The organism is Massilia antarctica, from assembly GCF_015689335.1.
GTDB classification, from domain to species: Bacteria; Pseudomonadota; Gammaproteobacteria; order Burkholderiales; family Burkholderiaceae_D; genus Telluria_A; species Telluria_A antarctica.
The window spans coordinates 7,174,737-7,194,420 of record NZ_CP065053.1 but is presented as its reverse complement, the minus strand read 5'-3'; the positions used below and the strand labels follow the sequence as shown (position 1 = coordinate 7,194,420).

General features: G+C 65.1%; 24 protein-coding genes and 2 pseudogenes. 14 read left to right on the top strand and 12 right to left on the bottom strand.

All coding sequences use genetic code 11. From position 1 onward, the window contains the following. Positions 1–25: 25 nt before the first annotated feature. From IV454_RS31660 to IV454_RS31630, 7 genes are all read right to left on the bottom strand, one after another. Positions 26–1,132 (bottom strand): glycosyltransferase family 9 protein, encoded by a 1,107-nt coding sequence (locus tag IV454_RS31660; protein WP_206089520.1) that lies wholly within the window; start codon positions 1,130–1,132, stop codon positions 26–28. Continuing rightward, entirely contained in the window at positions 1,129–1,695 is a 567-nt protein-coding gene (locus IV454_RS31655; RefSeq protein WP_206089519.1) for a D-glycero-alpha-D-manno-heptose-1,7-bisphosphate 7-phosphatase, read from the bottom strand. Before IV454_RS31655 ends, IV454_RS31660 begins: the two co-directional genes overlap by 4 nt. Positions 1,696–1,698: 3 nt before the next feature. After that, positions 1,699–2,451 carry an SDR family oxidoreductase gene (locus IV454_RS31650; RefSeq protein ID WP_206089518.1) on the bottom strand — a complete coding sequence of 251 codons (753 nt, stop codon included), beginning with the start codon at positions 2,449–2,451 and terminating at the stop codon, positions 1,699–1,701. Positions 2,452–2,462: 11 nt separating this feature from the next. Then, positions 2,463–3,791, bottom strand: coding sequence for a glycosyltransferase (locus IV454_RS31645; protein ID WP_206089517.1), 1,329 nt, complete (start codon positions 3,789–3,791; stop codon positions 2,463–2,465). Between the two features lie 35 nt (positions 3,792–3,826). Continuing rightward, the gene (locus IV454_RS31640) at positions 3,827–4,804 is read right to left on the bottom strand and encodes a glycosyltransferase (protein WP_206089516.1); all 978 of its coding nucleotides are present in this window, start codon (positions 4,802–4,804) and stop codon (positions 3,827–3,829) included. A gap of 223 nt (positions 4,805–5,027) precedes the next feature. Then, positions 5,028–5,915: an alpha/beta hydrolase gene (locus IV454_RS31635; RefSeq protein ID WP_206089515.1), complete on the bottom strand. Its 888-nt coding sequence runs from the start codon at positions 5,913–5,915 to the stop codon at positions 5,028–5,030. Between the two features lie 86 nt (positions 5,916–6,001). Beyond that, positions 6,002–6,754 carry an AraC family transcriptional regulator gene (locus tag IV454_RS31630; protein WP_229521964.1) on the bottom strand — a complete coding sequence of 251 codons (753 nt, stop codon included), beginning with the start codon at positions 6,752–6,754 and terminating at the stop codon, positions 6,002–6,004. A 172-nt stretch (positions 6,755–6,926) separates the two neighbouring features. On the opposite strand from IV454_RS31630, the gene IV454_RS31625 reads away from it, so the two are divergent. The 4 genes from IV454_RS31625 to IV454_RS31610 are packed head-to-tail and all read left to right on the top strand — an operon-like array spanning position 6,927 to position 10,521. Further along, positions 6,927–7,823, top strand: a complete 897-nt coding sequence (locus tag IV454_RS31625; RefSeq protein ID WP_206089514.1) for a dihydrodipicolinate synthase family protein — start codon at positions 6,927–6,929, stop codon at positions 7,821–7,823. 4 nt (positions 7,824–7,827) lie between these two features. Next, positions 7,828–8,964 (top strand): NAD(P)/FAD-dependent oxidoreductase, encoded by a 1,137-nt coding sequence (locus tag IV454_RS31620; RefSeq protein ID WP_206089513.1) that lies wholly within the window; start codon positions 7,828–7,830, stop codon positions 8,962–8,964. Then, positions 8,954–9,217, top strand: coding sequence for a 2Fe-2S iron-sulfur cluster-binding protein (locus tag IV454_RS31615; protein WP_206089512.1), 264 nt, complete (start codon positions 8,954–8,956; stop codon positions 9,215–9,217). The genes IV454_RS31620 and IV454_RS31615 overlap by 11 nt, the downstream gene beginning before the upstream one ends. After that, entirely contained in the window at positions 9,214–10,521 is a 1,308-nt protein-coding gene (locus tag IV454_RS31610; RefSeq protein ID WP_206089511.1) for an NAD(P)/FAD-dependent oxidoreductase, read from the top strand. The genes IV454_RS31615 and IV454_RS31610 overlap by 4 nt, the downstream gene beginning before the upstream one ends. A gap of 12 nt (positions 10,522–10,533) precedes the next feature. Here the strand turns inward: IV454_RS31610 and IV454_RS31605 are convergent, their stop codons facing one another. Then, entirely contained in the window at positions 10,534–11,025 is a 492-nt protein-coding gene (locus tag IV454_RS31605; RefSeq protein ID WP_206089510.1) for a hypothetical protein, read from the bottom strand. Positions 11,026–11,376: 351 nt separating this feature from the next. Here IV454_RS31605 and IV454_RS31600 point away from each other — a divergent pair, with 351 nt between their 5' ends. The 4 genes from IV454_RS31600 to IV454_RS31585 all read left to right on the top strand — a co-directional run bounded on the left by IV454_RS31600 (position 11,377) and on the right by IV454_RS31585 (position 13,877). Next, positions 11,377–11,685 carry a KGG domain-containing protein gene (locus IV454_RS31600; RefSeq protein WP_206089509.1) on the top strand — a complete coding sequence of 103 codons (309 nt, stop codon included), beginning with the start codon at positions 11,377–11,379 and terminating at the stop codon, positions 11,683–11,685. Between the two features lie 116 nt (positions 11,686–11,801). Then, positions 11,802–12,203 (top strand): hypothetical protein, encoded by a 402-nt coding sequence (locus tag IV454_RS31595; protein ID WP_229521963.1) that lies wholly within the window; start codon positions 11,802–11,804, stop codon positions 12,201–12,203. Between the two features lie 85 nt (positions 12,204–12,288). Further along, the gene (locus tag IV454_RS31590; protein WP_206089508.1) at positions 12,289–13,410 is read left to right on the top strand and encodes a M14 family metallopeptidase; all 1,122 of its coding nucleotides are present in this window, start codon (positions 12,289–12,291) and stop codon (positions 13,408–13,410) included. Between the two features lie 2 nt (positions 13,411–13,412). Beyond that, the gene (locus IV454_RS31585; protein WP_206089507.1) at positions 13,413–13,877 is read left to right on the top strand and encodes a CYTH domain-containing protein; all 465 of its coding nucleotides are present in this window, start codon (positions 13,413–13,415) and stop codon (positions 13,875–13,877) included. Here IV454_RS31585 and IV454_RS31580 read toward each other — a convergent pair. Then, on the bottom strand, positions 13,852–14,400 hold the full coding sequence (locus tag IV454_RS31580) for a hypothetical protein (RefSeq protein WP_206089506.1): 549 nt from the start codon (positions 14,398–14,400) through the stop codon (positions 13,852–13,854). The genes IV454_RS31585 and IV454_RS31580 overlap by 26 nt on opposite strands. A 128-nt stretch (positions 14,401–14,528) precedes the next feature. On the opposite strand from IV454_RS31580, the gene IV454_RS31575 reads away from it, so the two are divergent. Then, positions 14,529–15,251, top strand: a complete 723-nt coding sequence (locus IV454_RS31575; protein WP_206089505.1) for a hypothetical protein — start codon at positions 14,529–14,531, stop codon at positions 15,249–15,251. Here IV454_RS31575 and IV454_RS31570 read toward each other — a convergent pair. Together IV454_RS31570 and IV454_RS31565 are read right to left on the bottom strand one after the other, a co-directional pair. Next, on the bottom strand, positions 15,248–15,655 hold the full coding sequence (locus tag IV454_RS31570) for a DUF2177 family protein (protein WP_206089504.1): 408 nt from the start codon (positions 15,653–15,655) through the stop codon (positions 15,248–15,250). The two genes, IV454_RS31575 and IV454_RS31570, sit on opposite strands and share 4 nt — an antisense overlap. A 154-nt stretch (positions 15,656–15,809) precedes the next feature. Continuing rightward, positions 15,810–16,049 carry a hypothetical protein gene (locus IV454_RS31565; RefSeq protein ID WP_206089503.1) on the bottom strand — a complete coding sequence of 80 codons (240 nt, stop codon included), beginning with the start codon at positions 16,047–16,049 and terminating at the stop codon, positions 15,810–15,812. 87 nt (positions 16,050–16,136) lie between these two features. Between IV454_RS31565 and ssuB the strand changes: the two are divergent. The 5 genes and pseudogenes from ssuB to IV454_RS31540 form a co-directional block, all read left to right on the top strand. After that, positions 16,137–16,388, top strand: a pseudogene (gene ssuB, locus IV454_RS31560) (aliphatic sulfonate ABC transporter ATP-binding protein); the annotation flags it as partial. Between the two features lie 112 nt (positions 16,389–16,500). After that, positions 16,501–17,256: a PEP-CTERM sorting domain-containing protein gene (locus tag IV454_RS31555; protein ID WP_206089502.1), complete on the top strand. Its 756-nt coding sequence runs from the start codon at positions 16,501–16,503 to the stop codon at positions 17,254–17,256. Further along, on the top strand, positions 17,253–18,059 hold the full coding sequence (locus IV454_RS31550) for a PEP-CTERM sorting domain-containing protein (RefSeq protein WP_229521962.1): 807 nt from the start codon (positions 17,253–17,255) through the stop codon (positions 18,057–18,059). Before IV454_RS31555 ends, IV454_RS31550 begins: the two co-directional genes overlap by 4 nt. A 238-nt stretch (positions 18,060–18,297) precedes the next feature. Continuing rightward, positions 18,298–18,797, top strand: a pseudogene (locus tag IV454_RS31545) (helix-turn-helix domain-containing protein); the annotation flags it as partial. 1 nt (position 18,798) lies between these two features. Further along, positions 18,799–19,107, top strand: coding sequence for a hypothetical protein (locus IV454_RS31540; protein WP_206092942.1), 309 nt, complete (start codon positions 18,799–18,801; stop codon positions 19,105–19,107). Here IV454_RS31540 and IV454_RS31535 read toward each other — a convergent pair. Continuing rightward, entirely contained in the window at positions 19,104–19,511 is a 408-nt protein-coding gene (locus tag IV454_RS31535; RefSeq protein WP_206089501.1) for a DUF2177 family protein, read from the bottom strand. The two genes, IV454_RS31540 and IV454_RS31535, sit on opposite strands and share 4 nt — an antisense overlap. Positions 19,512–19,684 lie beyond the last annotated feature (173 nt).

The following is a 19,684-nucleotide window of genomic DNA, read 5'->3' as shown; positions in this document are numbered from 1 at the left end:
GTTGACCTTTGCCCCGAAGCTCGCGTCACCGGCGTTGCGCCCGCCGATGGATTTTTCCCGCCATCAGGCTGCATACCGCCTCCACCACATCGTGCGGGGCCACCTTGTCCAGGCAGTCGTGATGCAGTTCCGGGCACACGCTCTTGTAGCAGAAGCGGCACGGCACATCGTGGAACAGCAGCCGGCTTTCCACTTGCCATGGCGTGTGCTGCGGATTGGTCAACGCGTACAAGGTGGCCAGCGGCGTATCGACCGCCGCGGCAATATGCGCCGGCCCCGTATTGTTGGATAACACAACGGTGGCAAGGCGGAGCGCCGCCCCGAGCTGCCCCACGTCGAGCTGCCCGGCCAGCGAGTGCGTGCGCACGCCGCAGGCGGAGCGTATGCCATCGATCAACTCCGCCTCGTGCGCATCGCCGGTCAGCACGATCGGGCAGCCGGTCCGCCTGGCCAGTGCGCGGATGACCTCGGCCCAGCGCCCCGGCGGATAGCGGCGCGAGGGCGCGCTGGCGCCCGGGTGCATGAGTACCCAGGGCTGGCGCGGTTCAATGCCGCGTTCGCCCAGCATGTGCCGCACCGCCTCCACATCACAAGGGCGCACGGCAAACTGCATGCGCGCGTCGTCGGCGCGGTAGCCGACGCGGCAACCGACCTTGCCGACCAGGTCGAGCTGGCGCCGCACTTCGTGCCGGATCACCGACTCGGGCTCGCTTTCCCGCACCCAGTGCGACAGCATGCGGTAGGGATTTTCGCGGCAATGCCCCAGGCGCAGGGGAATGCCCGCCATGTAGCACATCAGGGCGGCGGGCAGGGCGCTCTGGCTGTAGGAGGTGAAAATGACGGCCGCGTCGAAGCGGCGCTCGGCCAGGCGCGCGATGAAGGCGCTGTCGCTGGACGGCGGATGACCGCCGCCCGCCTTGATCCATGGTGCCGCGTAGCCGATCACGGCGTCCACATCGTCGAGGTAGGGCGCCAGGGCCACGCCGCTCGCCGAACTGAGCAAGGTGAGCACTCTATTCGGCCGCGCCTGCTTGACGGCGTGGATCGCCGGCGTGCACATGAGCACGTCGCCCATCGCGTCGAGGCGCACGCACAGAACGTTGCGCGCATTGGCCCAGTCCGGCGTGCTCATCTGCGGGCCTCGTCATCCTTGACGATCATCACGGCGGCCCCGTACAGGTCGGTGGCGATGCGGGTGGGTACACGATGCGGACCGAGTTGCCACTCGGTTTCGTTGCCCTTGTCGATCAGCAGGGTGCGGCAGCCGGCGCGGTTCCCGGCCTCCACATCGTTCAGGATGTCGCCCACCATCCACGACGCCCGCAGGTCGATGCCGTGCTCGCTTGCGGCGCGCAGCAGCATGCCGGGCATGGGCTTGCGGCAGGTGCAGGGCAGCGCGTAGGCCTGCACCTTGCCGTCCGGATGGTGGGGGCAATAGTAAAAGCCGTCCAGGCTCAGCTGTTCGCGGAACAGCAGGTCGGCCAGGCGCCGTTCGATACACTCCATGGCCGCTTCGTCGAAGTAGCCGTGCGCGATGCCATCCTGGTTGCTGACGATGAACAAGCGGTAATCGCAGCGCGCCAGCAGGCGCAGGGCGGCGCCGGCCCCGCTGCACAGGGTGATGCGGCGCGGCTCGGCGTTGTAGGGCAGGTCGTCGACCAGGGTGCCGTCCTTGTCCAGGAAAATCGCTTTCATGGCTCAGGGCCAGGAAGATTCTTGCATGGGCAGCACGGTGATCTCGGCCACCACGCTCTCGCGCGGCAGCAGCAGCACCGAGCGGATGGCCTGGGCCACGTTCATCGGATCCTGCAGGGTCGCCTGGTCGAGGTCGGGGAAGCGGTCGAGCAGGAAGGGCGTGCGCATGCCGCCCGCGATCACGGCCGTGACCTTGATGTTGTGCGGCCGCAGTTCGGCATGCATGGCATGCGACAGGCCCAGCAATCCCCACTTGCTGGCATGGTAGGCGCTGGCGTTGGGCCAGGCGCGCTTGGCGGCCGTGGACGCAACGTTGACGATGTGGCCGCCCCCGGCTGCGCGCATGTGCTGCGAGGCATATTTCGCCAGCAAGAACGGCCCGTTCAGGTTGGTATTGATGACCCGCATCCATTGCTGCGGCGTCATCTCGGCCATCGGCAGGGTGACATCGGTGCCGGCATTGTTGATCAGCACATCCAGGCGGCCGAAGCGCTCCAGCGCCGTGTTGATGGCTTGCTCGGCGCTGGCCGGGTCGCCCACGTCGAAGCCGAGCGCATGGACGCGCACCCCGTGTTCGCGCAGGATGTTGGCGCTGACGGTGGCCATGTCGCGGTTGATGTCGGCGACGATCAGGTCGGCGCCGGAGCGCGCCAGCAGCTGGCACAGCGCCGCGCCGAGACCGCTGGCGCCGCCGGTGACGAACACGGCTTTGCCGCGCAGGCTGGGCGGTTCGGGATCAAGGTGTTGGTCGGACATGAGGCATCCTCCTATCGGGTGGACAAACGGGAAACGGCGCAAGCGGCGCTGGCGGCGGGCACCTGCTTGCCGACCACGTCGGCGTAGATGGCAGCGGCCTTGCGCGCCACGTGGCGCCAGGTGTAATGCAGGAAGGCGCGGCGCATGCCTTCGTCGCCCATGGCGGAGGCCAGGCCGGGGTCGCGTTGCAGCAGGGCCAGCCTGTCGGCCACGGCCTGGGCGTCGCGCGGCGGCACCAGGAAGCCGCTCGCGGCATCCCTCACCGTGTGCTTGATGCCGCCCACGGCCGCGCCGATGACCGGGCGCGCGCACGCCATCGCTTCCACCGGCGTGATGCCGAACGGTTCGTACCAGGGCGTGGTGACGAAGACGTTGGCGGCGCTGTACCAGTAGCGCAGTTCGGTCCGTTCCTTGCGGCCGGTGAAACGAACGTGCTGCGTCATGCCCAGCTGCGCCGCCAGGGCGCGCAGGCGCGCCAGCTCCGGCGTGTCGTGGTAGGGGCTGGCGGCGGCCTCGCCGCCCACCACCAGCAGTTCGGCGTCGATGCCATGCTGGCGGCGCAGCAAGGCCAGGGCGTGGATCACGGTATCGATGCCCTTGCGCGGCACGATGCGCCCGAGCTGCAAGACCAGGAATTTGCCTTGGGTCAGGCCCAGCTTTTGGCGCGCCAGGCGCATCGGCACCGGCCACAGTTCGCGCGGATCGAAGCCGCAGGGGGCGATGTCGATGCGCTTGCCGGGTGCGTCGTAGAGCTGCTCCATGTCTTGCCGGTCTTGCGGGCATTCGGCGATGATGCGGTCGGCGTGGCGCATCAGGGTGTTTTCGATCTGCAGGCGCGACGGCGGAAAGGCGTCGGCCGCCCCCTGCGCGCGCAGCCTCACCTGCCCCAGCGCATGGAAGGTGATGACGAAGGGAATGCCGAGCACTTGCTTGAGATGGTGGGCGACCATGCCCGACATGAAGAAATTGGCATGCGTGACATCGTAGAGCGCTTCCTGGCGGCGCGCGAAGCGGGCCACGAAGCGCGCGAAAGTGTCGATGTAGGGCAGCATGCGTTCCTTGGGAATGTAGTGGGCCGGTCCGGCCGGCACGTGCACCACGCGGATGTTGCGGCGCCAGTGCACCAGCTGCTTCTGGCCGACGGCATCGCGCCGGGTGAAGATGTCGACCAGGTAGCCGGCCAGCGCCAGCTCGCGCGCGAGGTGGGCCACGTAGACGTTCTGGCCGCCGCTGTCGACGCTGCCGGGCGCGGCCAGCGGCGAAGCGTGCTCGCTGACGATGGCGATGCGCCTGACGGCACCGCCGGCGCGCGGCTCCGGATGTAAGTCACCAAGTAACATGCCAGCTCCTTTATTGATTTTGTCGTGGAAATTGCTCAGTACGGCTGCCCGTGGAAGGGCGCGCGCGCCAGATCGGTCACGTGGCACAGCGCGCGGTCCCAGTCGTCGCGGAAGCGGCCGATGGCAAAGCGTTCGCACGCGCGCCGCCGCGCCTGCGCCCCGAGCGCGCGCGCCAGGGCGGGATTGCGCCCCAGTTCGCGCATGTGGCCGAGCAGGGTGGCCAGGCGCGTATCGATGAAGCCGTTCTCGCCGTCGGCGATGACGGTTGCCATTTCGGTGGTGGCCAAGGCCACCACGGGCATGCCGATCATCATCGCTTCGATGACCGCCAGGCCCAGGCTGGTGTAGCGGATCGGGTTGAACAGGTAGCGGTAGTTGGCGGCGAAGGCGGGCAACCGCGCATGGTCGATCTCGCCCAGGCCGCCGAGTTCCTGCGCCCCCATGCCGACCAGTTCCAGGGGCACTTCGGCCCGGGCCGCCTCGAAGATGTCGGCGCCGAGCCGCCGGCCGCGCCGCGCCAGGTGGTTGATGATGACCAGGCCGCTGTCTTGCTGGCCGCGGTAGTGGACGCCCTCGGGGACCTTGACGCCGTGCTCGATCACGCAGGCCGGGGTGGTGCCGCTGTCCCACATCAGCGCGTTGAAAGGGGTGACGTGAACCAGCAGCACTTCGGGCGTGTCGATCAGGTGGCGCGTGTCGGTGGGATGCCCGCGCGGCGGGTCGTGTTCTATATAGATGCGCGGCAGCGCGCGCTGGGCGGCGCTGAGGAACTCGTACTGGTCTTTCTCGTACTGCTCGTCGTCCTGGAAGAGGATGCAGTCGAACTGGTGGTGGCGGGCTTCCGACACCGGCATGTCGTGCACATTGTCGCCCCACGGCATGTTGTTGCTGCGCCCGCCATAGCCGGGCGGGCGGCCCGGCCTGGACAGCACATAGAATTCGTGCGGCGCCTGGGTGAGGTAGTACAGATAGCTGCCGTGGGTCTGCCAGGTCAGCACTTTCAGGCGGCGCATGGCGGCCTCGCATGCACGCGGACGTGCGCAGCGGGTATTGTCGAGATCATGATGCCTCCCTGCGAGCGGTGAACGATGAGAATGGTTCGATTCGCGGACAGGCGGACGAGTTCCTGCTGTATCGCGCGGTTTGAATCTGCATCAAGTGCGCGCGTGACGGGGAGGGGGGTGGACGGCTGTTGATGCCGCGGCCGAGGCCGGGCACCAGCGGATCAGGAAGGGTTCAGTCGGGTTTGATGCCAGGTGCCAGCCGTCCGGCATCGCTCTTGACGAACTGCTCCACGGTGTTCAAGGTCGGTGCCAGGAAGCGCAGCGGCGCGGCCAGCGAGGCCACCAGGGTAGTATGGCTGACCTTGTCGAAATGCAGCTCCTGCACCGCCACGCCTTTGCCGCGCAGCCTGGCCGCCATGGCGCCCGTGTTGCGCAGCGGGTCGACCAGTTGGTCGTTGTTGGCGGCAATCAGCAAGGCCGGCGGCGTGCCCGCCCTGGCATGGTTGATCGGCTGCGATTCCGGCGGCGTGTCGGGGAAGTGGAAAACTGGTTGCGTGGTCTTGTTTTCGATCGGCAGGAAATCGTAGGGCCCGGCCAGCCCGATCCAGCCACGCAGCGCGGCCGGCTGCATGCCCTGTTTCGCCAGCCATTGCGGATCGAGCGCCATCATGGCCGCGTTGTAGGCGCCGGAACTGTGGCCCATCACGAACAAACGCGCCGGGTCGCCGCCGTAGCGGGCGATTTCGCGCACGGTCCAGGCGAGGGCGCGCGCCGAGTCGTCGAGGAAGTCGGGATAGCGCACTTCCGGATACAGCCGGACATCGGGAATGACGGCCACGATGCCGCGCGCGGCCAGCGCCCGCCCGACGAAGGCGTAATCGTCGCGCTCGCCCTTGGTCCAGTTGCCACCCAGGAAAAACACGACGACCGGCGCCGCCACGCTATTGTCTTCGGGCGAATACACATCGAGCTTGTGGCGGGTGTTCTCGCCATAGGCCAGGGCGCTGCCGCTGCGCAGGCTCTTGCCCGGCGACAGCGCGTTCAGGGTGGGCAGTGGCGAGCAGGCGGCCACGCCGCCCAGCAATATTGCGCCGAGCAGGGCGGCGTGCAGTTTCTTCATGATTAACTCAAATGGGGTGGCGTCGGCCAATTATATCGACGGCTACACATCCGCCGCGTACTGTTGAGCTCGCCTAAATCCGACGCTCAATCCCCTCGGCAATGAGCCCGGTACTGGACCGGACTCATGCCCGTGTGCGACTTGAACTGGCGGCTGAACGCGCTGTGGTCGGTATAGCCGCAGGCGTACGCAATCTGGGCGATGCTGTTCTTGCTGCCCGATTCGATCAGCGCCATGGCCGCGCCCAGGCGCGATTGCAGCAGCAACTGGCGCGGCGAGTAGTGAAATACGCGCTGGAACAGCCGCTCCACGCGCGAGAGCGACAGGCCGGCATTGCTGGCCAGTTCTTCCATGCTGACATTGGCATGATAATTTGCGCGGATGTGGGCGGCGATGTCGGCGATCTTGCGGTACACGGGATGCAGTTCGTCGGCCAGGCCCAGGTCTTGCGAGGTGCCGGCCAGGCCGACGATGGCGCCATTCTCGTCGCGCAGGGGCGTCTTGTGGGTCAGGCACCAGCCGCGCGCGCGGCTCGGGTACAGGTGCAGTTCCAGGTGCTTCTTGAGCGCCGTGCCGCTGTCGATCACGTGGCGGTCCTGCGCCTCGTAAGTCTGTGCCAAAAGGCGCGGATGGACTTCGAGCGCGGTGCGCCCGATCAACTGGTCCTTGCTGCGCAGGCCGCAGCGCCGCACCAGGGTGGTGTTCACGCTCACGTAGCGGCCCTCGCGGTCCTTGATAAAAAAGGCCACGTCGTTGAGCGCGTCGAACAGGGCTTCCAGTGAGGCCAGCTGCACCGCGCGAATGGCCGGGGCCTCGCTAAACAGCGTACTCATGTCCATGGGGGTCTCTCCAGTTCGGTCGCAATGCGGTAGTATAAGTCGGCGCGAGGAAAATAATTGTGCCGATTTGAGCCTTTTCACGCCCGACCATCGATCAAGACCGCAGCCCTTGACAGGGCTAATCTGAACGCTTCTAAACCGACCGGCGCGCCGGAGAAAGCAAGGTACCCTCATGTGGCAAGGTGTGATTCCCGCTGTATCGACCAAATTCAATGAAGACGGTTCGCTCGACATGGGCGAAATGGAGCGCTGCTTCGGCTTGCAGATGGAGGCCGGCTGCGATGGCCTGATCGCCTGCGGCTCGCTGGGCGAAGGCCCGATGCTCACGCAGGACGAACGCATCGCTGTGCTGCGCCTGGCCAAGCAGGTCAGCGGCAGCAAGCCGGCCATCCTGACGGTAGCCGAAGCGGGCACCCGCGAAGCCTGCGCGCTGGCCGAAAAGGCGGCCAAGGCCGGTGCCGATGGCCTGATGGTGGTGCCCAGCACGATCTATCACAGCAACCACGCCGAGACCATCGCCACCCTGCGCGCCATCGCCGCGGCGGGTGATTTGCCGATCATGATTTACTCGAACCGCCTGGCTTACCGGGTCGACGTGACCACCGACATGCTGGAAGAACTGGCCGACGATGCGCGCTTCGTGGCGGTCAAGGAGTCGTCAGACGACATCCGCCGCAGCACGGAAATCATCAACCGCCTGGGCCAGCGCTACGACCTGTTCACCGGTGTCGACAACCTGGCGTTCGAGGCGCTGGCAGTGGGCGCGATCGGCTGGGTGGCGGGGCTAGGGCTGGCCTTCCCGAAGGAGACCGTGGCCATTTTCCATCTGATGAAGGAAGGCCGCCAGGCCGAGGCGCTGTCGATCTACCGCTGGTTCCGGCCATTGCTGGACCTGGACGTGTCGACTTACCTGGTGCAGAACATCAAACTGGCCGAAGCGATGGCGATCGGCTCGACCGAGCGCGTACGCGCACCGCGCCTGCCTTTGGTGGGCGAACAGCGCGCGCGGGCCGAGCGCATCATCCGCGCGGCGATGGAAACGCGTCCGCAACTGCCGCGCTTCGGCTGATACAGTGGCGCGGGGGTACGATGCGATCGTGGTCGGCGCCGGCATTGTCGGCACGTCCTGCGCGCTGGCGCTGCGCGAACAGGGCATGACGGTGGCGCTGGTCGACGCCGCCACGCCGGGGTCCGGCGTGACGGCGGCCGGCATGGGCCATCTGGTGGCGCTCGACGAGAGCAGCGACGAACTGGCGCTGTGCCTGATGTCGCTGCGCCTGTGGGACGCCTTCATGCAGGACCATCCCGGCGTGGGCGAGCCCTCGCGCTGCGGCACCTTGTGGGTGGCCGAGGACGAGCACCAGCTGGCCGAGGCGCACACGCGCGCCGCGCGCCTGTCGGCGCAGGGTTGGCACGCCGAAGCGCTCAATGGCGACGCGCTCGCGCGGCTGGAACCGGCATTGCGCCAGGGCTTGTGCGGCGGCGTGCGGGTGCGCGGCGACAGCGTGGTGTATCCCCCGGCGGTGGCGCAGTTCCTCAGCGAGCAGTTTGCGCGCGCCGGCGGCGAGCTGCATCTTGGCCGGCGCGTGGGCAAGGCCGCCACGGGCAGCCTGACCCTCGACGATGGCACGCTCCTGAATGCGCAGGCGGTGGTGGTGGCAGCCGGCGTGCAGTGCGCGCGCCTGATGCCCGAGCTGCCGATCTTCGCGCGCAAGGGCCACCTGGCGATCACCGACCGTTATCCCGGCCGCCTGGCGCACCAGATCGTGAGCATGAATTATGGACAGAGCGCCGCCGGCGACGATGCGCTGGCGGTCGCTGCCAATGTACAGCCGCGTCCCACGGGGCAGTGGCTGGTGGGCTCGTGCCGCCAGGATGGGCGCACCGACAGCGCCATCGAGCCGGCGGTGCTGGCCGCCGTGCTGCGCAGCGCGATCGGTTTGCTGCCCTGCCTGGCCGACATGAACATCGTGCGCGCCTGGACCGGCATGCGGCCGGCGTCGCCCGATGGCCGTCCCCTGATCGGCGCGCATCCCGGGCGGCCCGGCACCTGGCTGGCCTGCGGCCATGAAGGGCTGGGTGCAACCACCGCGTTCGCCACCGCGCGCCTGCTGACCGATCAGATTATCGGGCGCGCCAGCCAGATCGATGCGGCGCCGTACGCGCCGGCGCGTTTCGCGGCATTGGCGGAGATGAATAATGGCGACTGACGACATTTTTGTGCAGGTGGACGGGCGGCCGGTGGCGGTGGCGCAGGGCGCGAGCGTGATCGCGGCGCTGGTGCTGGCCGATTCGCTGTGCACGCGCCGCTCGGTCGGCGGCGAGGCGCGCTTTGCGTTCTGCGGCATGGGCTATTGCCAGGAGTGCCGGGTCAGCATCGATGGCCGGCCGCACCGGCTGGCCTGCCAGACGGCATGCCGCGCCGGCATGGTGATTGCCACCGGCGCCGGGAGCCAAGCATGAGCGCGCCGCTGATCGTGCTCGGTGCCGGTCCGGCCGGCCTGGCCGCGGCGGAGGTGGCGTCGGCCTCGGGCCAGCCGGTGCTGCTGATCGATGAAAACAGCGCGCCGGGTGGCCAGATCTGGCGCGGCGGCCCGCAGCGCTGGCGCGACGAGCGCGCCGGCCGTCTGTGGGATGCGCTGCGCTCTCGCCCGCACGTCACCTTGCTGGCCGGGGCGCGCGTGGTGGCGCCGGCCGGCCCGCGCGCGCTGCTGCTGGAAACGGTGGACGGCGCGCTCACCCAGCCGTGGGAAAAGGTCATCGTGTGCAGCGGCGCGCGCGAACTGCTGCTGCCTTTCCCCGGCTGGACCCTGCCCGGCGTGACCGGGGCCGGCGGACTGCAGGCGCTGATCAAAGGCGGCATGCCGGTGGCGGGCAAGCGGGTGGTGGTGGCCGGCACCGGACCGCTGCTGCTGGCCGTGGCGGCGACGGTGCGGGAATACGGTGGCGAGGTCGTGGCGCTGCTCGAACATCGCGCCAGCGGCGATCTGGCGCGCTTCGCGGCGCGGCTGGCGCTGTCGCACCGGGGCAAGCTGCTGCAATCGCTGCAACTGGCGGCGCGTTTGCGCGGCGTGCCTTATCTGCGCGGCGCGGGTCTGCTGGCCGCCGAAGGTAGCGGGCGCGTGGAACGTGTGCTGCTGCGTCACCAAGGGCGCGACAAGGCAATCGACTGCGACTTTCTGGCGTGCGGCTTCGGCCTGACCCCATCGCTGGAACTGGCCGCCTTGTTCGGCTGCGCGGTCGGGCAGGGCAGGGTCGCGGTCGACGGCGCGCAGCGCAGCAGTGTGCAGGGCGTGTGGGCGGCGGGCGAGTCGACCGGCATCGGCGGCGTGGACAAGGCGCTGGCCGAAGGCCGCATCGCGGGCCTCGACGCAGCCGGCGCCGCGCCCGATCCCCGCGACCTGGGCGCGCGCGCCACGGCGCATGCGTTCGGCGCGCTGCTGGCGCAAGCGTTTGCACCGTTGCCATCGCTGCGCACGATGTGCAGCGGGGCGACCATCGTGTGCCGCTGCGAAGATGTGGTGGCGGCCGATCTGGAGCCGCATACGGGCTGGCGCAGCGCTAAGCTGCAAACGCGTGCGGGCATGGGGCCGTGCCAGGGCCGGGTGTGCGGCGCGGCCTGCGGATTTTTGTACGGGTGGGAGGCGCCGGGCTTGCGCCAGCCGGTGTTCCCGGCCAGCGCCGCCACCCTGGCGCTGCCCCAAACGCAAGGGGTGGACACGGTTGCCCGTGCCCACCCCGCATCACCGGAACAGCAGGCTAGTTAAACAGCAGACGACTTAATCGGGTGTGCCGTCGCTGCGGCGCCCCACGTTGCTCTGCTGCGACTGGCGGCTGCCCTGGTCCAGATCGGCCGACTGGCGGTTCTGCTGGTTGGACAGGCCGGTGTCGTCGTCCATGTCCTGATCGGCCGACAGGCGTTTGCCGCCCGGGCTCTTCGGCATGCCACCGGCAACATCGTTCGACTGATGCTGTCCCGGGATGCCTTGCTGCTGGTTACCGGTTTGCGAGCCGGAACGTTCCGTGCTTTGCTGGCCGATCTGGGAACCTTGCTGCGATCCGCCTTGCTGCTGTTTCGATCCTCCCAGGCTGCCCGATTGCTGCGAGTCGCCCAAGTTGCCCGACTGCTGAGATCCGCCCAAGGTACCCGATTGGTTCGATTGATTCAGATTGTCTTTCTCGACTGTGCCGCCACGCGACGATGATGCCGATTTCTCGTTGCCGCCGTTGCTCGATTGGTTGTTCCCCTCGCTACGTTGATTCGAGTTCATCATTAATTCCTTTCCGAGTAGAGACAAACATAGGGTGGCACCCGCCGCTTGCGCAGGGACCGGGTTAAGGTCCAGTCCGTAGGCGGCGTTGCCAGGATTGGAATCATGCGCGTCCCTTCCGGGGTGCTGTATCGGAACACTGACCGAAACTGTGTAGGACAAATCCCCAGTGAAGCCAACCAGTAGTTTCGGGGCGTCCAGTACCAAGAGGACGTCGCCTGTTGTCCTACAAAGCGCATGCATCCAGTCCTATAGCCGCAGCGATGCGCGCTGCTAAGATGGATTGGCTTGATCGCTCATCGGCGCGCAGCTGGTGGGGTCAGACAGAGGCACTAGCTAAAGGAGATGACCATGGCTACAAACAACCAAGGCAACAAGCAAAGCGGCAGTCCGGGCGGCAAGGGCACCAGCAACCGTGGGTTTGCATCGATGGATCCCGAGCGCCAGCGCGAAATCGCCAGCGAAGGCGGCAAGGCCGCCCACCAGAAGGGCACGGCGCACGAATTCACGTCCGAGGAAGCGCGCCGGGCCGGCAGCATGAGCCACGGCAATCGACAGTCGGACCAGGGCGGCACCCGCGCCGGGACCGACAAGGCTGACAGCGGCAACAAGCAGAGCGCGGGCGGTGGCAGCAAGGCAGGCAGCGACAAGCCACGCTGAGCCGGACCATGGCGGGGGGCGGCGGCTCCCCATTTTATGTCGGACGATTCGTACAGGCAGCCCGTGGGATGGGGTAGAATTGTTGCGCCAATTTAACAACCCAGAGGGATCCCGTCGTGAAACAAGCAGTCATCCGCCAAGTCAAGAGCATGTACCTGTCATGCGATCCCATCGGTAACCTCTTGCTGGCCAAGTTCGCTTTCGAGGGCGGCAAGGATGCATGCGTGTTCCTTCCCGCTTCTGTCGTGTTCTGGCTGCTGGCCCACTTGCCGGTGAACCAGGACCCGGAATTGCTGCCGCCGCCCAACCTGCCGCACGTGCTGCCCGAAGACTGGGACGACGTGGTCAACCCGCGCGTGCTGAGCGTGCAGTGCAAGCAGTTCGACGATGCGATCCGCATGACGATGGAACTGGACCGCACGGCCAAGCTGACGGTGCTGCTCAACCGCGCCAATGTGGAACTGATGCGCCAGATGATGGAAGGTTACCGTGGCGACTTGATGGACCTCGGTTTCTAGCCGGTCGCGCTGGTGTTGCCCGCCCCCAAGCGGGCGGCATTTCGGTATGATGCTCTTCTTTGAGAACCGAAGAGAAGGATCCGCCATGCCCATTAAAATCAGCCAGCATTTCGATTCCGGCGCCATTGACATCGTTCAAGCCGAGAAAGCCAGCCAGATCGACCTGAACCTGCGCTCGGACTCGCACGCCGACATCCACCAATGGTTTCACTTCCGCCTGCAGGGCGCGCGCGGGCAGGCATGCACGATCCGCTTCCTGAACGCCGGCCAGGCGACCTACGCCGCCGGTTTCGAGGGTTACCAGGTAGCAGCCAGCTACGATACCGAAAACTGGTTCCGCGTGCCGACCACCTTCGACGGCCAGGTCATGAGCGTGACCCACACGCCGGAACTCGACAGCGTGTATTACGCCTATTTCGAACCGTATTCGTGGGAACGCCACCTGCGCCTGTTGGGCGAAGTGGCGGAGAATCCGATTGCGCGCGTGCATGATATCGGCACCACCGTCGACGGCCGCGACATGAACATGGTGGTGATTGGCAATCCTGCCGCCGAAAAGAAAATCTGGGTCATCGCGCGCCAGCATCCGGGCGAGACGATGGCGGAATGGTTTGTCGAAGGCATGATGGATGCGCTGCTCGACAACGCCAGTCCGATCTCGCGCAAGCTGTTGCAGAGCGCGGTGTTCTACATCATTCCGAACATGAATCCGGACGGCTCGGTGCGCGGCAATCTGCGCACCAACGCGGCCGGCGCCAACCTGAACCGCGAGTGGATGACGCCATCGCTGGAGCGCAGCCCGGAAGTGCTGTGCGTGAAGCAAAAAATCCACGAAGTCGGCTGCGATATGTTCTTCGACATCCATGGCGATGAAGCCTTGCCGTACAACTTTGTGGCCGGCAATGAAATGCTGAACGATTTCACGCCCGAGCGTGCCGCGCTGCAACAATCCTTCATCGACAATTACATCGCGGCCAGCCCCGACTTCCAGAAGGTGCACGGCTACGCGGCCAGCAAATACAAGGAAGACATGCTGACCCTGGCGTCGAAGTATATCGGGCATACCTTCAAGTGCCTATCCTTGACCCTGGAAATGCCGTTCAAGGACAATGCCGACCTGCCTGATTCCTACACCGGCTGGAATGGGGCGCGCAGCAGCGAGCTGGGCAAGGCGATCCTGCAGCCGATCCTGAAAGCGCTGGGCTGATCGTGGGCGTCGAAATCGAGCGCAAGTTCCTGCTCGCGGGCGACGCCTGGCGCGCTCTGGGCGAGCCGGTGCTGCTGCGCCAGGGTTATCTGTCCACCGATCCGGACCGCACCGTGCGCGTGCGTATCGAGGGCGACAAGGCCAGCCTCACCATCAAGGGGCGCAGCGTGGGCGCCACGCGCGGCGAGTGGGAGTATCCCATTGCGCTGCTTGATGCGAATGAGCTGCTCGACCGTTTGTGCGAACGGCCGATAATCGAAAAATACCGGCGCCGGATTGCGTTCGCGGGCAATGTGTGGGAAGTCGATGAATTCCTGGGGGCGAACGCGGGCTTGATGTTCGCTGAAATCGAACTGGCGTCGGAAGACCAGCCATTCGATAAACCGGACTGGATCGGCGAGGAAGTCACGCATGATCGGCGCTATTTCAATTCGAGCCTGATTACCTTGCCGTATTCGGCGTGGTAGCTGGAATTGAGAGGCGGCATAGCACTTCCCTCAGGTGATGCTGGAATGCGCCGGACGGGAGTGCAAAAACATGCGGGCCGGCGCCCTGGTTCTTTCCATGCGCCGGGCCGATGAATATATCGTGGCGGCGCAAGCGAATCAGGAGCGACAGGCAGCCAGCGAACGGTTCCGGTCCCCACAATACGGCGCAGTGTTCGAAGGACGAGGTGTCCAGATCCAGTTGGCGGGAGAGGTCCGTGCCCAGGTCGGGCGGATCGTTGTCGTAGCGCGCCGATGAAAACAGGCGCTGCATCAGTGCCTCGTTGTCCGCTATGTCTTGCTGGCTCAGACGGCGCAGATCCGCTGCGATTTCGCAGGCAAAGGCGCCCGCCACGCACGCGCTGTCCGGATGCGAGAATCCGATTCCGTGAATGCGGAAGTCCACGCTGTCGAGAAAAACCCATTGATCGTCCCATGAGCGCAGCATGCTGGTTTTGAACGGCGGATGATGCACGTCGGTGGCGGACCACGCGCCCGCAGTCATGATGCCTCGCGTTCGACGACAGGAGGGCGCTCGCGGTCGGGCGGGAATTTCTGGTAACGGCCGTGGCGAGTGTTGACGTAAAATAAACGATTTGCCATTGTGCCCGCACCGACCAAGGAGTCCGTTCGATGTTTTCTCATTTCCGTATTATCGCATCCGTTTTTGCCGGCGCCGCGCTGGTGTTGTCGCCTGTTCACGCGGCGGTGCTCAAGCCCGTTCCGAAGCAAGGCATCGCCCTGCCGAATGCGCCGTTTTCGGTACTGCCGGCCAAGGAAGTGATCAAGCGCTACAAGCTGGTGTCGCTGCTCAGTCCTCTTTCGAGAAAGGACGAGGATGCGCTCACTGAGTTTGCCGACGTCAAGCAGGCGCTCGTTTTTGAGGGAAATGTCACGCTCGACGAAAACATCCAGATCGCCGATGCGGCGTCCAAAAAAACGCTCGCCAAAAAAACCCTCTCGCCATTCGAGGACGCCCTGCTTGAGGGTGACCGTCTGCTGGTCATCAATGGCGACCTTCATTGCCGCGCATTGGATACCGGCTATATGCACGCGGTGTTCGTGCTCGGGAATGTCGACTGCGACACCGTCTCGCTCGGCATGACGCATTTTTACGTCAAGGGCAATCTCGTGGCACGCAAATATTTGCTTGGCAGTGCAGAAGACGATGAGGGTGATGGCAATGAAGGCGAGCGTCAGGTCCGCGTGGATGGCACGGTGTCCTCGCCCAAGGTCAGGACCTGGTACTTCGGTCTGGGGCATTTAAAGTTTGCCAAGGATTCGGCCGTGGAGGTCATGGTGGAGCAGAAGGACCGCACGTCGTCGGGGCCGTGCAACAGGAAAGGCGATTGCTAAGCAGGCCCTAGCCTGTCCATGGCCGTTTTGGCGGCAAGAACGGACAGGGTGCTGGCGGCGCAGCCCCAGGCGATATCGATCAGGGCCAGGCCGAGCGGCCAGTCGCGCAAGGTGGCGAGGTTGGACAGGTCGTAGGTGGCGTACGCGACGGTGCCGAACAGGGCCGCCGCGGTGAGTGTGGTGCGCAGGGTGCGGCGCGGGCCGTGAGGGGCCAGGGCGAAGACCATCAGGCCGAGCGCATACAGCAGGTAAAAGGCGATCGCCGCACCGAAGCGCGGCTGCGCGGCCATGAGGTGGCCGATGCCGTCGGCGTAGATTGATTTGGCGATAAAACCGAGCCACAGCACATCCAGCAACACCATCCCGGCAATGAGTATGAGGTAGGGAATCAGCAGTTTGCGCATTGCGGTCTTTGGTGGAGAAAGTACAGCGGAGCATACGCGTTTCCCCCGGCTTGCGCCGCGCTGGACAAGCTGCGTACCACTGTACTTGCCACGCCTGGTGGAACGACGCGCTGTCGTTTCACCAGGCGCGTTTCAGGCGCTACATTGACTGATATCAGAAGCGGTCAAATGCCCGCTTTGTCACAACTTCCAGTGCCTTGATGTCGCTTTCGACCGCAGCGCGGTCAGGCGGCGCGTAGATCATCATGACGTGGGTGCCGTTCTTTACAAAATTGATCGACATTGCCGTATTGGCCGGGGCCTTGCATGCAAACGATGCGTGGGCATTGGCGCCCAGTTGTGGCAACTGCACCACGGTGCAGATTTTTGTGGATGACGCCATGATGTTGCCCAAGGATTCCTCGGTGCCGTGCTTGCTGGCCATGCCGACCAGGGCCGAGCCGCCTGGATTGGCCGACGCGATGCAGCGGTTCGCGGCAAGGCGCTGGACCGCATCGAGATGCAGAAGCTGATCGAGTCGCTGTGGCAGGAGCGCGGCTTCACCGCCGTGCTGGTAACTCACGGCGTACAGGAAGCGCTGACCCTGGCCGACCGCGTGCTGCTGATCGAAAACGGCCGCCTGACCTTGGATCTGGCGGGGGACCTGCCGCGCGCCGGACGCCGCGGCACGGCGCGTTTCGCCGCGCTGGAGCAGCAGGTGCTGGCGCGGGTGCTGGCCAAGCCGGGGCAGTGACGGTGGCAGTCACAGAGTCCCGAATGTCAGCAGGAAGATACAAAAATAGATATTGGTCAATGTTATTATGTCCATAACTCTGCGATTGGCGCCGAGTATTCACGGGAATAATATGCGGAAATTAAACAGTGTGGCCGCCATCGCGGCGGCCATGGGCATTGCGCTGCTGGCGGCCGGCTCGTCAGCACATGCTGCGTCGAACGCCACTTCAGGCTCGATCACGCAGCTGTCGTATCAACTGATCGATCTGGACCTGAATGACGGTATCACTCCGTCGCTGACCTTTACCAGCACCGTCAACAGCCAGGTCGCCTCCATCGGCTACGATCAGCGAGAGACCCTTCAAAGCGAGGCGTTTGGCGAATTGACTATCGCGAACGCCTACGGCAACGTGCGTTCTGGCGTCACCAGCACGTCGGCCTCCGCCAGCGGTGCGCTGGCGCCCTCCGTGGCCAGTGGAACTGGCCTGTACGTCACAGCCCACAGACTGCAACGCTTTACCCTGAGCGCCAATACCGGCGTGACCTGGTCAGCGCTGGGCTCGCTGTCGGCGGACCACACCGCATCGGGCGGCGGCTCGGCCAGCGTGTACTTTGGCGGCGGGCTGGACGACGCGGTTGACGACGTCAGTGAGCACGGAAGCTTCGGCGATTCGGCCTCCACCACGCTGGGCAGCGGCGTGTACCAGCTGGGCGGTTATCTGGCATCCCGTGTAGCGGCCACCGGCTACGTGAGCGCATATGTCGAGATCTCGAACCACGCATTTGTCGAGATACCGCCGGTGCCCGAACCTGAATCGTATGCCATGCTGGCTGCCGGCCTGCTGGTCGTCGGTGCGGCGCGCCGCAGAAAATCGGCGCGGCCATGATCGGCGCAGCCATGATTAACACAGCCATGAGCAATCCCATCTCCCCACCCACCCCCGACACCATGAAAAAACCAATGCACCTTGCCGGCCTGCTGGCCGCGGCACTGTTGACCACCGCGCCCATGGCGCATGCCCTGAATGCCGACGTGCGCTCGTCCGTCTCGCAGATCAGCTTTTCACTGGTCGACCTGGATCTGAACGATGGCATCACACCCATGATCACGTTTACCGACAGGGCCGGTTATCGGGCGGTATACCATTCATGGCCCTTCGATTCCCAGGTGTCCTACTCCGCCCCGGGCAGCGCGCGCATTACGCATCTCGGCAACGTCGCGGAAGCCAGTTCGGACTATACCCATGCATCCTCCCATGTCTCGCTGGTGACCCAGCATGGACAAAATCTGAGTTACAACGCGCAAGCCGAGCAGAATTTTTATTTCACACTGACGCCCCATACCGGCTTGATGTTCTCGGCGACCGGCAATCTGCACGCGGACGCGCGGCAAGGGGAAGACTTGCGCGGCGATCTGTTCGTCCAGCTTGATTTGCGCACGCTGGACAACGGTGTCGAGCGCACCTTTAACCAGACCTGGTCCAATTCGCTGCGGACCAATGGCGACCGTGACTACGGTTTGTCGCGCTATCTGGTCACGGGAAACGATGTGGGACAAGGGCGCTTGTATACTTCCACAGCGACGTGGGCGGATTCAGTGTCTGCTGTTCCAGAACCAGCTACCGGTGCAATGATGCTGGCCGGTGGGGTGCTGGTGGGCCTGATGGCACGCCGCCGGCGCCGCGCCTGACCTGATAAAAGTTGACCAGGGCGCCCGGAGGTCCGCCTGACCTTTCCTGAAGGGCGCCCGCGCATTGCGGCACATAACTCCGCATCGTGTTTGGTGGCGGGAAGTGAAGTAGCCTTGCATCAGTTGTAGTAGTTCCGACTTGATCTGACAGTAAGGCCTTGCCAAGGGTGGGGTTACCCGGTTTGATAGAGGTGCGAATCTTTATCAAACCAGCGCATAAGCGCCAAGGAGTAAGCCCATGAGCAGTGTTCCTCAAAGCGTCATCAAACACAAGGTCGGTCTGCTAAATCTGGCAACTGAGCTTGGCAACGTATCCCGTGCCTGCAAGGTGATGGGATTTTCCCGCGATACCTTCTATCGATACCAGTCGGCCGTCGAGGCCGGCGGCATCGATGCCCCGATCAACGCGAACCGCGCAAGAAACCCAAGCTCAAGAACCGCGTCGAGGAAGCCACGGAAACTGCCGTTGTCGCCTTCTCGCTGGAGCAGCCGGCCTTAGGGCAGGTACATGCTTCCAACGAGCTGCGCAAGCGTGGCATTTTCATTTCGCCATCCGGTGTGCGCTCAGTATGGCTACGCCGCGATCTGGAGTCGTTCAAGAAGCGGCTAAAAGCGCTCGAAGCCCACGTGGCAGCGACGGGTGAGGTGCTGACCGAAGCCCAGGTTGTCGCGCTTGAGCGCAAACAGGACGACGACGTTGCGCACGGCGAAATCGAAACGGCTCACCCTGGCTATCTACATGCACGCGCTGTTCGTGCTCGGGAATGTCGACTGCGACACCGTCTCGCGCGGCATGACGCATTTTTACGTCAATGGCAATCTGGTGGCAGGCAAATATTTGCTTGGCAGTGCAGAAGACGATGAGGGTGATGGCAACGAAGGTGTGCGTCAGGTCCGGGTGGACGGCACGGTGTCCTCGCCCAAGGTCAGGACCTGGTATTTCGGATTGGGGCATTTAAAGTTTGCCAGGGATTCGGCCGTGGAGGTCATGGTGGAGCAGAAGGACCGCACGTCGTCGGGGCCGTGCAACAGGAAAGGCGATTGCTAAGTAGGCCCTAGCCTGTCCATGGCCGTTTTGGCGGCAAGAACGGACAGGGTGCTGGCGACGCAGCCCCAGGCGATGTCGATCAGGGCCAGGCTGAGGGGCCAGTCGCGCAGTGTGGCGAGGTTGGACAGGTCGTAGGTGGCGTACGCCACCGTGCCGAACAGTGCCGCCGCGGTGAGTGTGGTGCGCAGGGTGCGGCGCGGGCCGTGAGGGGGCAGGGCGAAGACCATCAGGCCGAGCGCATACAACAGGTAAAAGGCAATTGCCGGCGCGACCCGCGGCTGTGCGGCCATCAGGTGGCCGATGCCGTCGGCGTACACCGACTTGGCGATGAAACCGAGCCACAGCACATCCAGCACGACCATCCCGGCGATGAGTATGAGGTAGGGAATCAGCAGTTTGCGCATGGCGGCCTTTGGTGGAGAATGTACAGCCGAGCATACGCGTTTCGTTCCGCTCATGCCGCGCAGCCGGACGCAATCATTCCTGTCAACGCCGTGTCGGCTGCCGCGTCGGCTACCGCGTCGGCTACCGCGTCGGCTACCGCGCCGGCTGCTGGCCCAGCCGGCGCCAGACTGGC